Here is an 11,988-nt window from a genome sequence, read left to right on the forward strand (position 1 = left end):
GCTATTTGAGTAATTCTTTTTTTTTTGAATATAAAAACGGGAATCTCTTTTCGGAAATTCCCGTTTCTTTTACCTATTGATTTGTTTTTATTGCAAAGCCACTTTTACTGATTCCGCAATTGGAGTTGTTGGTCTTCCCAGAATAGAAGAAAGTGTGCGTGAATCATCGAATAAAGCTCCAAAAGAAGCACTTACATCCCAACTTGCCAATCCAAGAGCCAATCCCTCCGGTAGGCCAATGTTTTTTAGAATATTGGTATAATCTTCCTCTGGCAGATTGTTGTAAGGAATGTCTTTCCCAGTCTGACGAGAAATTTCTTCTGCCAACTTGCTTAGAGTATAAAATTCGTCACCTGCCAGTTCATAAGTTTTACCTTTGTGTGTTTCATTGGCAAGAACAATTGCGGCAGCTTCGGCATAATCAACTCTTGCTGCCGATGAAATTTTCCCATTGGCTGCGCTTCCTAAAAATGCACCTCCGCCAACTGCTCCCGGAACCGATGCAGTATAATTTTCGCTGTACCATCCATTTCTTAAGATGGTAAATTCAAGACCTGAATTTGTAAGGATTTCTTCTGTTTCTACGTGCTCTGTAGCAAGGTTTAGGTGCGAAGTATTGGCATGAAGTAAACTTGTATAAACAATCCATTTTACTCCAGCCTCTTTAGCTGCATAAATTACATTTTTGTGTTGGGTAGTTCTTTGTCCAAATTCAGTGCCCGAAATCAGCAACAGATGATCTATACCATGAAGTGCCTTCGAAAGATGATCTGGTTTACTGTAATCAAATTCACGGGTTTCTACTCCTAAATTTGCAGCCTTTTCAGTATTTCTTACCAACGCTACAATATTTTCATTTGAAACTCTGCATTTAAGTTGTTCAATAACCTGGCTACCAAGTTGACCAGTAGCTCCTGTAACTGCAATCTTCATATCTTTTGTTTTTTAATGATTTGTATTCTTAAATCTTATACTACAAAAGTATAGGAGCGTGCAGCTGTTGAAAAGGTAAAAAAGTTCCCTTGAATGGTAAAATCAGACTTTATTGGTTTAATGTTGTTTTTGATATTCTGAAGGAAGCATGTTTACTCTTGCTTTAAAATATTTTGTGAAGTTGGTAGGATCATCAAAACCAATCTCGTAGGCAACCTCTTTTATGGAGAGGTTTGAATATACCAGTAAACGTTTAATTTCAAGTAAAATTCGTTCATCGATAAACTGTTTAGCCCCACAATGTGCAAATAATTTTACGGCAGCGTTTAATTGTTTTGCCGATACCTTAAGTTGTTGGCATAGGTCAGCAACACGTAGTTTATAGCTAATGTTTTCCTCAACAAATTTCTTAAAACCAATATAAAGGTGAAAAGAATCATTGCAAACAATATCTACTCTTTCTCGTTTGTTTCTCTCCACTTGAATCAAGAAGTTTTTTAGAAGATTTCTTTGATATTCAGCAGAGTCAAAAAGTTGACCCTTGGTTTGTTCGGCAATCATCTCGCTTAAAAGGGTATATACTTCTTTGTTGGCAATATTGCTTATGGGTTTAATGGAATGAGTGAAAATGGTGTAGTCATATAGATATTGATAATCGATTCCACCTTTGATCAAAAAATCAGGAGTAAATAAAACGGCATAACCATCTAATTGTTCGTTATCAGAAAAGCGCTGAACTTGTCCCATTGCAATTGGAATTACCGTATGTTCTGAGTAAGCTATCTTTTCGAAATCAACCTCGTGTAGACCTCTTCCTTTTTTGATGATTAGGATCTGATAAAAGTTTAATCGATGAGGCTTATGATTAGATTGACGTGAGTGTTTTAGAATTCTTTCCAGAGGAACGATTTCCAAGCCTAATTTAGTACTCTTGTTGTTGAAATTGTACTTAGGTATATTGGTTGCATTCATCAGGCACTTCTGTTTTGATTTGAACCTTAAAAATAACAAAAGAGTCAGTGATTGTGACTCTTTTGTTATTGGATTTTTTTAATCTTCTTTTTTTCTACCCTTTTCCATTACCAGACTCATTTTACTCATTACATGATCATAGCCATTTTTTGAGTGTGGCAAGGTACATTCGCTACAGTTTTTAATGCCATTGTCGGTATAGGTAAAGTTTCCACCGCATTTGTCACCTAACATATACAATGGGCAAAAGCAGAACAGACAATTGAACTCACTTTCGTTTTTCACCTTATGGCAAGGGAAATATTCACATTTTGTATTCTGAACGAACTTGTAATTTTCAGACATGATTGGTTGCTTTTTATCCGTTAAAACTATTTACAATATTAAGTTTTTTAGTTGTGAAAATTTCAAGCTGAAATAAGTTTAAAAGCATACGAAAAAGCTCATCGAAGATTTTTTTTTCAATGAGCTTTCACGAACTAAATATTAAGATATTCTCGATATTGTAGCACTAAGTTTATCAAGGAAGAATACCTCTAAGTTTGGGTTTGTAGCTTCTCGATAAATGCGCTTTACCAATGGACTGTGTTCTAAGATTTTTTCTTTTACCTCCATATGATTTTCGAATACTACCTCAGCACTTATGCGCAACCACGACATGTCTTCTTGGGAAGCACATAGTTCTATCGAGCTGTTTTGTTGCAGTTCTCTGTATACTTCTTTTTGATTAGAGGTACAGAACCATAACTTTCCATCATGCTCAAACATAAATTGGAATGGACGAAGTTTTGGTTTATGGTCGAGACCAATTGTAGCTAAATACTGAAACTTCGATTTGATTAAATAATCGATATATTCTTTCATTATTTGAGATTAGAAATTGAATTTACCATTGCTATTTTTTGCTTCTGAATCTGGTATAATTTTTTCGATGGTATCCCAATGTTCAACGATTTTACCATTTTCGATTCTAAACAAATCGTAGAATGCAACTTTCTCTTTCATGAAAATCCCTTCTGATACAGACAATACAAAATTGCCTTCGCCTAGAATAATATGATTTTTCTCGTAAACCATAGGCATTCCTGCTTCGGCTAAAGCGCTTAAAGCCTCAGATAATCCTGCCAAACCATCTTTTACTGCTGGATTGTGCTGGTTGTATTGCTCCGTTGAGATGTAATCGGTGATTTTTTCAGGATTTTCACCCAGGAAAACATCCTGAATTAAATTTTTCACAAGAATTTTGTTGTCATCCGTTGCATCAAGATTTTTTAGCTCTGTCGGACCATCAATCTGTGTTCTTCCTGAAGCTGTTTCGTTTACTTTTTCCTGCAAATTGTCCCAGTGTTCAACAATTAAACCATTTTCGAAACGGAAGATGTCAAAACCAATTTTTGGACCGAAAAAGTTGTAGTCGGTATGGGCAAATATAAAGTTTCCATCTCCAAATACTCGAACGGTGTTTACCTTTGGACTTAAGGAAGGATCAGCTTTTGCAGCTTCAGCTAATTGTGCCAATACTGCACCAAATCCTTCAAGACCATCGCCAACAGCCTGATTGTGCTGAATGTATTGGTTTGGATTGATGTATTCCACAGGTTTTGTGGCACCGTTTTCAATCGATTTTAAAAAGTCTACCACTTTTTGCTTGTTAGTAAGTTCCTCACTTGCATTGATGTTATCACAAGAAAACAGAAGCGTTGTTAATGCCAATACTAATAATAAATTCTTCATAGTTTTTTAAATTAAAATTTGTTACTGCAAAGATGAGGCAGTATCAATTTCCTGGAAAGGTAAGTTTAGGACAATGAATGGTAAAAATTGAATGATTTTGAATTAGGAGATCAATTATAACCAGAAAAAGTACATGCTTATCGGAGAATAAGTGCAATGATCTAAAAATCGCAAGATTCCAATCTGTTTAGGCATGTAATCATTCAATATCGCCATATATTTGCCTTAATGGGAAAAATTAACTATTAAATATTTAAACAAATGAACACTAAACTAAGGAGTATAGGAAGAATTTTTACTTTGGCTCTTCTTATTTCATGTACTGTGTGGCAAGCTACTGCACAGGTAAGTTATCAATCTCGCGAAGAAATTCCAGCGAAATACAAATGGAATTTTTCTGATATCTACGAAAATTGGGAAGTTTGGGAAGCTGATTTTAAAGCCATTTCGGTAGACATGGAAAAAATACAAGGGTTTAAAGGTAAATTAGGTGAAGGTTCTGATAATTTAGCAGAAATGCTGAAGATTCAGGAAGATTTAATGAAGAAGGCATATAAAGTATACCAATTTGTTTCATTCCAGAGTACTGTTGATCAAAAGAATATGGAGCTGATGGCTAAGCTTCAGCAAGTTCAATTGCTATTCGCTCAGTTTGGAGTGGCAACAGCATGGATTTCTCCTGAAATGATTCAAATTCCGGAAGCTACCATGAAAGAGTGGGTTGCTTCAAATCCTGCTTTGAAAGATCATAAATTCGACTTAATGGACATGTATCGTTTACAAAAACATGTTCTTAGCGAAGAAATGGAGCAATTGCTATCCTACTATTCTCAAGTAACTGGTACTGCAGGTAAAGTTTTTACTGCGTTATCTACAGCAGATATCGAATTCCAAGAAGTGGAATTATCTGATGGTAAAAAGGTAAAAGTTACCCCAGGTGTTTATTCACAAATCGTTACCAACAACCTTAACCAGGAAGATCGTAAAAAAGCTTACGAAGCATTGTATGATGTATATTACAAGAATAAAAATACATACGCTGCCATTTACAATGGTATTGTTCAGGCGAACTGGGCAGGTGCTCGTGCTAAAAAATATGAATCATGCCTGGATGCAAGATTGGAAGGAAATAACATTCCTAAGGATGTTTACTTGAACCTGATCAAAACAGTGAAGGAAAACACTGCTCCAATTCGCAAGTATATCGAATTGAGAAAGAAAGTTTTGGGTCTTGAAAAATACTATGGTTTTGATGGTTCTATCAGCTTGACAGATTATAGTAAGAATTATCCTTATGAAGATGCTGTTGAGGTGGTTACTGAGTCAGTTCTTCCGTTAGGTAAAGAGTACCAGGCTAAATTGAAAAAAGCAACAGAAAGTGGTTGGTTAGATGTTTACGAGAACCCTGGTAAAAGATCTGGAGCTTTTTCTGCTGGTGTTTATGGTGTTCACCCATATATGCTATTGAATTACGATGAAACTTTGGATTATGTTTTTACTTTAGCACATGAATTGGGACATACAATGCACACAACTCTTTCTAACGAAAATCAACCATTTGCTACGCATGGTTATACAATTTTCGTTGCAGAGGTTGCATCTACTTTTAACGAGCGTTTGTTGTTGGATCATATGATGGAAAATACCACAGATCCAAACGAAAGAATTGCATTGTTAACTCAGGCAATTGAAGGTATTATTGGTACTTTCTATGCTCAAACTATGTTTGCTGATTATGAATATCAGGTTCACTCAATGGTAGAGCAAGGAAAACCAGTTAATGCTGAGATTTTAACAAATGTTTGGGGTGGTATTGCTAACGAGTATTATGGCGATGCAACAGAAAAAACAAAATATTCAAACTACCCTTGGACAAGAATTCCTCATTTCTACAATTCACCATTCTATGTATACCAGTATGCAACTTGTTTTGCTTCATCAGCTAAGTTATACAAGGATGTAATGGAAGGTGATAAGAAAGATAGAAAGGCTGCTTTGGAAAGATATTTGACTCTATTAAAATCAGGAGGTAATGATTTCCCAATGGAGCAGTTGAAAAAAGCTGGTGTTGATTTGTCGAAACCAGAAACCATTATGGCTGTTATCAATCAGTTAGATGAATTGGTTGATCAATTGGCTGCAGAACTTGAAAAAGTGAAGAAAAGCTAATTAATTAGCAATATTAAACATAGAAAGCAGCTCATTTGAGCTGCTTTTTTTGTCTGCTTATATAGATGTCTAATCATTTACAGGCTATTGTAAGATTTTCAATTCCCTTGGATCTTACCCTTTTACTTTGTTTTATCCACTCCCTACCACAGGTCAGTCCTTCCTGACCACCTGGCAACATTACATTCCTGTCCGGGAAGCCAAACATCTTGTCCGGGAAAGCATTTTCCTGTGTCCGGGACTAGCTTCGATTTGTCCGGGAAGAGCTCCTTGCTGTCCGGGAGCTCATGACTTGTGTCCGGGAAAAGGTGCCGCTTTTCCGGGAAGCTATAAATTAAGCAATTAAAAAGCCAAGCTAGATCCTATTCTTACTTTATGTGACCTAAAATTTTATCCATTACCCATGCGGTATGACTGGCCGATTTTCCTGTAGATGGATGAATAAGCTTTCCAAGAAGGTGGTCTCTCATGTTTTGAACATGATACAGTTGTATGTTTTCAGGATTCTCGATGAATTCTTCCTGAATGCCATTTTCATTTTCCAATTGGATAGGGAATTCATCGAAAACCGAAAATGTCAATTTTCCTTTGCTTCCATATATTTCAACCTTATCTTCTCGGGTGTTGCAGCCAAAATTCCAACTTCCGCTGCCGGTGATTCCATTTTTGTGTATCCAACAAGCTGCAATGGCATCTTTGGCAGGGTATAGTTCTTGTTGATTTGTTGAAATTCCTGATGCATTTTCAATATCACCAAGCAAATAAGTGAACAGATTAAGGCCATGACTAGCCAAATCGTCGAAATATCCTCCGGGAGCAATTTGATTATCCGTGCGCCAATTGTATTCTCCTGATAAATCCAATAGATTTGGTGCCTTGCTCAAATGCCAGCTAATGTGTCTAATTTTACCAATTGAATTGTTGTTGATCAGTTGTTTTACCTTATTAAATCTCGGAAGAGAACGGCGGTAATAGGCTACAAAAAGAGGTAAATTCTTATTCTCGAACGCACTTGTAATTTCAATACAATCAGAGTAGGATGGAGCCATTGGCTTTTCGATGCAGCAAATTTTTCCTGCTTCAGCAACCTTTAAAGCATATTCCTTGTGAGAATCGGGAGGAGTGGCAATGTAAATCGCATCAATATCATTGTCATGAATTATTTCGTTGGCATTTGTGGAGTACTTTGAGATATTATGTCTTTTTGCGTAACTGTGCAATAAGTTCTCATCACGGCGCATTACGGCTAAAAGTTCAAATCCTAAAGTTTTTGGATAAGCTGGTCCGCTTTTGATCTCAGTAACTTTTCCACAACCAATAATTCCCCAACGTATGATTTTATCTGACATATCTTACTTTTTAATGTCACGAAGATAAATGTTTTTTGAACTTAAAGAGGGAAGGTGTTATAATAAAACAGCATCAATTCAAAATGAACTGATGCTGTTGTTGATATGCTAAATGAAAGGTAAAATACGATAAAAGTGTGACCAGATCATTTGATTGAAGAACCACCTTCAACTACAATACCCACTATTGATCTGGTCACTTCATCCCACTTTATTTTTGTTTCCAGCCTCCGCCTAAAGCTTTGTAAAGCTCAACAATGGAGTTTAACTGGTTGAATTTTGAATTGATCATGTTAATCTCAGAAGAAAGAGCATTGCTTCGTGCTGTCAGTACTTCCAGATAGGTTGTATTGGCATATCCGCTGTTTAGTAGTTCTTCAGAATAACTTACCGCATCGGTTAAAGCCTGCAATTCCTGCTTTCTGATTTCATATCGATCCTGCTCGGTATGGTAGCTGTACAAGGCGTCTGATACCTCTTTGCTGGCAGTTAATAAAGCTTTCTTGAAGCTGTATTTTGCCTCGGCCTGTTTTGCTTTTGCTACTTCATGCTGGGTTCTGATATTTCTTTTGTTGAAAAGAGGTTGGGTCAGGTTTCCAATTACATTACTGAAAATGGAAGAAGAACTGAACCAGTCTTCAAATTTCAAACTTTCAAACCCGGCTGATGCACTTACGCTGATGCTTGGATAAAAATTACTTTTTGCAACATTGGTTAACTCAAAAGCATTCTTTAAACCAAATTCTGCAGCCATAACATCCGGACGGTTGCTAAGCAGTTGAACCGGGAAACCAGTTTCCAGCTGGATATTGATTTCCTGATCTGCCAGATTACCTCTATCAATATCACCAACAGTTCTTCCCAGAAGAATGGAGATGGTATTTTCCAATAGCGATACATTCTGCTTCAGGTCAAGCAGTAAAATCTGAGTGCTGTACAGTTGAGCTTCGGTTTGCTTAACTGCCGCTTCGGTAACCTGACCAGCCTCTTTCAGGCTTATCATGGTCTCCAGACTTTCCTTGCGGTTGGTAACCGTTTTACTGGCTACTTCAACTTGTGCATCAAGTGCCAATAGTTGATAGTAAGCAGAAGCCATGTTGGCTACCAAGGCACTTTCAACAGCTCGTCTTGAAGCTTCAGACTGCAAGTAGGCTGCCTGAGAGGCTCTTTTGTTGCTTCTGATTTTTCCCCAAATATCTGCTTCCCATGAAATGGTACCGTTTAACTGGTAGTTTTCATAGCTGGGACCATTGCCTCCGGCTGAAACGCCAGACATACTATTGTCTGACAATTCATATTTTCCGCCGTTGGCACCCAAATTCAAGGATGGGAGATAGCCCATTTTCCCTTGTTTGTAATAGGCTTCAGCAGCATTTACTCTTTCCACTGCCATTAACAGGTCGAGGTTGGAATTCAGAGCTTCACGAACCAGGTTATTTAGCTTGGCATCGGTAAACAATTCCTCCCAGGGCATGTTGGCTAATGTGGCTGAGTCATTTGTTGATACATTTCTGTATTGATCCTGAATTTCGATATCAGGCTGTTGGTATTTCCTGGCAACAAAGCAAGACTGCAGGCTTGTTGTAGCAAAAGCCAAAAATACCATTCCATATATAATTTTATTTCTTCTCATTGATTGCACTCTTGTTATTGAACGTTAGCCAGTTCTTCTACTTCCATTTCTTCCAATTCCTCTTCTTTTGGAGCTCCGCTAATCTTCTCTTGAATGATTTGGAAAATCACAAAGAAGGCAGGAATTACAAATACTCCAAAGACAGTTCCGATCAACATACCACCAACAGCTCCGGTACCAATGGAACGGTTACCAACAGCTCCGGCGCCACTTGCCAACATCAATGGCATCAAACCAAGAATAAAGGCAAAGGATGTCATCAGGATCGGACGTAAACGTGCTTTTGCACCTTCAGCGGCAGCTTGCAATATTTCCATTCCCTGTCTGCGACGTTGAAGGGCGAACTCTACAATAAGAATGGCATTTTTCGCTAGCAGACCAATCAACATGATTAAGGCAACCTGGAAATAAATGTTGTTTTCCAAACCAATGAGCTTTACAAAGAATATGGCTCCAAAGATCCCGATAGGGAGTGACAATAGAATTGAGAATGGAAGAATATAACTTTCGTACTGCGCAGCAAGAAGGAAATAGACAAAAATCAAACTCAATACAAAAACAACTACTGCCTGGTTACCTGCCTTTTCTTCCTCACGGGTCATTCCTGAGAATTCATATCCATAATTCGAAGGAAGTGTTTGTGCTGCTACCTCGCGAATGGCTTGAATAGCATCACCAGTACTATATCCAGGATTTACGTTTCCGTTAATGGTTGCTGAGTTAAACAGGTTGAATCGATTTACCACATCAGGACCATTCACCTTTTTCATATTAACGAATTGGCTTACCGATACCAGCTCATTGTTCGCGTTACGAACAAATACATTGTTCATCGATTCAATGGTTTCTCTATCCTCAGGAGAAGCTTGAAGCATCACACGGTATTGTTTTCCAAATCGGTTAAAATCGGCTGCATACCAGCTTCCGTAATATCCCTGAAGAGTTGAAAACAGTCCGTTAACAGAAATACCGGCTTCTTTTACTTTCTCAACATTTACTTCCATTTCGTACTGAGGGAATCCTGTGTTGAAAGAAGTAATAGCATATTTAATTTCTGGACGTTGATTTAGCGCTCCCAGGAATTGTCCACTTTTTGCCATTAAGTCGTCAAAAGACCCATTTGATTTATCTTGTAGTCTCATCTCGAAACCATCGGAGTTACCGAAACCACGAACGGTAGGAGGAGCGAAGAATAGAATCCTTGCTTCATTGATTCCTGCAGTACGACCAAATAGCTGTCCAATAATGGCATTTACTTTTTGGTGATCTTCTTTTCTCTCGTGCCAATCTTTAAGCTTGATAACGGCAAATGCTTTCGATCCACCATTTGTTCCACTCATCAAACTAAAACCAATCACGAACATACGTTCCTCTACAACGTCAATCTCCTCGATGATGCTTTCAACCTTTCCGGCAACCTCAGTAGTTCTGTCAAGAGTACTTCCCGGAGGCAAAGTGATATCACAGAAAATGATTCCCTGGTCTTCATTTGGAATAAATCCTGTAGGAGTGGTTTTGAAGAACCATCCTGCCAACAGGGTAAAGCCAATAAGGATTGCACCTGCTAACCATTTTCTATTGATAAGGAATTTTACAGATTTGGTATATCGGTCGGTGATTGCATCAAAACCCGTATTGAAAGATGTATAGAATCTGTTCATCAATCCTTTTTTGTGCTCTTCACTAGGATTGTGAGGTTTCAAAAGCAAAGCACACAATGCCGGACTCAATGTTAATGCGTTAATTGCTGAAATAACAATGGCTACCGCTAGGGTGATGGCAAACTGCTGGTAAAATGCACCTGTTGGACCTTTCAAGAAAGAAACCGGAATAAATACAGCAGACATTACAAGGGTGATTGAGATAATCGCACCCGTGATTTCACTCATGGCTGATACAGTAGCTTTCTTGGCACTTTTTGCTCCATTGTCCAGTTTCGCATGAACCGCTTCCACAACCACAATGGCATCATCAACCACGATACCAATGGCCAAGACCAGAGCAAATAAAGTCAACATGTTAATCGAGAATCCAAACAGATTCAGGAAAAAGAAAGTACCGACAATCGCCACCGGAACAGCAATTGCTGGAATCAATGTTGATCTAAAGTCCTGTAGAAAAAGGAAAACCACAAGGAAAACCAAAAGGAATGCCTCAATAAGAGTTGAAATTACCTTTGAAATAGATGCCTCAAGAAAGTCGTTGGTATTAAAAGGAATCACATAACCGATTCCCTTAGGAAAATCGACACTTGCCTTTTCCAGGGTGCGTTCTACTTCCTTGATAATTTCCTGAGCATTGGAACCTGAGGTCTGATATACCGCAACGGCAACAGATGGATTTCCGTTTGTAATGTTCTTTGTTGCATAGCTAAAAGCTCCAAGTTCAACTTTTGCTACATCTTTCAATCTTAGGAAGTCACTGTTCCCTTCAGAACGAAGAATAATATTTTCATACTCCTCTTGAGTAGAAAGTTTCCCTTTATAGCGAATTACATATTCGAATGATTGGCTTGAGTTTGCTCCAAATTTACCGGGAGCAGCTTCAAGGTTTTGCTCGTTTAATGCAGCAACAACATCTTGTGGTGTTAAACCATATGCAGCCATTTTTTCAGGTTTCAACCAGATTCTCATGGAGTAATCTCGTGATCCAAAAACATTGGCATCACCAACCCCATTAATCCTTTTAATCATAGGGATTAGGTTGATACGAGCATAGTTTTCAATAAAGGTGGCATCAAAGTCATCATTCTCTGAATACAGAGACAAGAACATCAATACACTCGTCTGAACTTTCTTTGTGGTCACCCCGGATTGAATTACCTGCTGTGGCAGTTTGCTATTTACAGTTGCTACACGGTTTTGCACGTTCACAGCTGCAATATCAGGGTTGGTTCCTAACTCGAAGTATACGCTAATGGTTGCGGTTCCGTCGTTACTTGAGGTTGAAGACATATAGGTCATGTTCTCAACACCATTCACGGCCTCTTCAATGGGTACAACAACACTTTTTAGTAATGTTTCGGCATTTGCACCAGGATAGGTTGCGGAGATTTGCACGGTTGGAGGTGCAATTTCCGGGAACTGCTCTCTTGGCAGGGATGTAAGTCCCAATACCCCTAAAATTAGGATGAGTATGGATATTACGGTCGATAATACCGGCCGTTCAATAAATCTTCTTAACATGATTTTTGTTTAA

General features: G+C 38.1%; 10 protein-coding genes. 2 read left to right on the forward strand and 8 right to left on the reverse strand.

Going from position 1 to position 11,988, the window contains the following annotated elements:
• Positions 1–87: 87 nt before the first annotated feature.
• The 5 genes from BXY64_RS16590 to BXY64_RS16610 form a co-directional block, all read right to left on the reverse strand.
• The gene (locus BXY64_RS16590; RefSeq protein WP_120241108.1) at positions 88–933 is read right to left on the reverse strand and encodes an SDR family oxidoreductase; all 846 of its coding nucleotides are present in this window, start codon (positions 931–933) and stop codon (positions 88–90) included.
• A gap of 117 nt (positions 934–1,050) precedes the next feature.
• On the reverse strand, positions 1,051–1,905 hold the full coding sequence (locus BXY64_RS16595) for a helix-turn-helix domain-containing protein (protein ID WP_120241109.1): 855 nt from the start codon (positions 1,903–1,905) through the stop codon (positions 1,051–1,053).
• Between the two features lie 78 nt (positions 1,906–1,983).
• Positions 1,984–2,250, reverse strand: a complete 267-nt coding sequence (locus tag BXY64_RS16600; protein WP_120241110.1) for a cysteine-rich small domain-containing protein — start codon at positions 2,248–2,250, stop codon at positions 1,984–1,986.
• 141 nt (positions 2,251–2,391) lie between these two features.
• On the reverse strand, positions 2,392–2,769 hold the full coding sequence (locus BXY64_RS16605) for a pyridoxamine 5'-phosphate oxidase family protein (protein WP_120241111.1): 378 nt from the start codon (positions 2,767–2,769) through the stop codon (positions 2,392–2,394).
• Between the two features lie 9 nt (positions 2,770–2,778).
• Entirely contained in the window at positions 2,779–3,639 is an 861-nt protein-coding gene (locus BXY64_RS16610; protein WP_120241112.1) for a nuclear transport factor 2 family protein, read from the reverse strand.
• Positions 3,640–3,900: 261 nt separating this feature from the next.
• Here BXY64_RS16610 and pepF point away from each other — a divergent pair, with 261 nt between their 5' ends.
• Entirely contained in the window at positions 3,901–5,808 is a 1,908-nt protein-coding gene (gene pepF / locus BXY64_RS16615; RefSeq protein WP_120241113.1) for an oligoendopeptidase F, read from the forward strand.
• Between the two features lie 127 nt (positions 5,809–5,935).
• The gene (locus BXY64_RS21235) at positions 5,936–6,154 is read left to right on the forward strand and encodes a hypothetical protein (protein ID WP_147376021.1); all 219 of its coding nucleotides are present in this window, start codon (positions 5,936–5,938) and stop codon (positions 6,152–6,154) included.
• Positions 6,155–6,176: 22 nt separating this feature from the next.
• On the opposite strand, the gene BXY64_RS16620 is transcribed toward BXY64_RS21235, so the two are convergent.
• The 3 genes from BXY64_RS16620 to BXY64_RS16630 form a co-directional block, all read right to left on the reverse strand.
• A complete protein-coding gene (locus BXY64_RS16620; RefSeq protein WP_120241114.1) occupies positions 6,177–7,157 on the reverse strand; it encodes a Gfo/Idh/MocA family protein in 981 nt (326 codons plus the stop codon).
• Between the two features lie 211 nt (positions 7,158–7,368).
• Positions 7,369–8,790: an efflux transporter outer membrane subunit gene (locus BXY64_RS16625; protein ID WP_211334528.1), complete on the reverse strand. Its 1,422-nt coding sequence runs from the start codon at positions 8,788–8,790 to the stop codon at positions 7,369–7,371.
• 14 nt (positions 8,791–8,804) lie between these two features.
• Complete coding sequence (locus tag BXY64_RS16630) at positions 8,805–11,975, reverse strand: efflux RND transporter permease subunit (RefSeq protein WP_120241115.1); 3,171 nt, start codon at positions 11,973–11,975, stop codon at positions 8,805–8,807.
• Positions 11,976–11,988 lie beyond the last annotated feature (13 nt).

It is taken from the genome of Marinifilum flexuosum, assembly GCF_003610555.1.
Classification (GTDB): domain Bacteria; phylum Bacteroidota; class Bacteroidia; order Bacteroidales; family Marinifilaceae; genus Marinifilum; species Marinifilum flexuosum.

What these genes read in the sequence shown, in the direction of transcription:
- BXY64_RS16590 (WP_120241108.1), bottom strand. Translation starts at nt 933, where the DNA reads ATGAAGATTGCAGTTACAGGAGCTACTGGTCAACTTGGTAGCCAGGTT.
- BXY64_RS16595 (WP_120241109.1), bottom strand. Translation starts at nt 1,905, where the DNA reads ATGAATGCAACCAATATACCTAAGTACAATTTCAACAACAAGAGTACT.
- BXY64_RS16600 (WP_120241110.1), bottom strand. Translation starts at nt 2,250, where the DNA reads ATGTCTGAAAATTACAAGTTCGTTCAGAATACAAAATGTGAATATTTC.
- BXY64_RS16605 (WP_120241111.1), bottom strand. Translation starts at nt 2,769, where the DNA reads ATGAAAGAATATATCGATTATTTAATCAAATCGAAGTTTCAGTATTTA.
- BXY64_RS16610 (WP_120241112.1), bottom strand. Translation starts at nt 3,639, where the DNA reads ATGAAGAATTTATTATTAGTATTGGCATTAACAACGCTTCTGTTTTCT.
- pepF (WP_120241113.1), top strand. Translation starts at nt 3,901, where the DNA reads ATGAACACTAAACTAAGGAGTATAGGAAGAATTTTTACTTTGGCTCTT.
- BXY64_RS16620 (WP_120241114.1), bottom strand. Translation starts at nt 7,157, where the DNA reads ATGTCAGATAAAATCATACGTTGGGGAATTATTGGTTGTGGAAAAGTT.
- BXY64_RS16625 (WP_211334528.1), bottom strand. Translation starts at nt 8,790, where the DNA reads ATGAGAAGAAATAAAATTATATATGGAATGGTATTTTTGGCTTTTGCT.
- BXY64_RS16630 (WP_120241115.1), bottom strand. Translation starts at nt 11,975, where the DNA reads ATGTTAAGAAGATTTATTGAACGGCCGGTATTATCGACCGTAATATCC.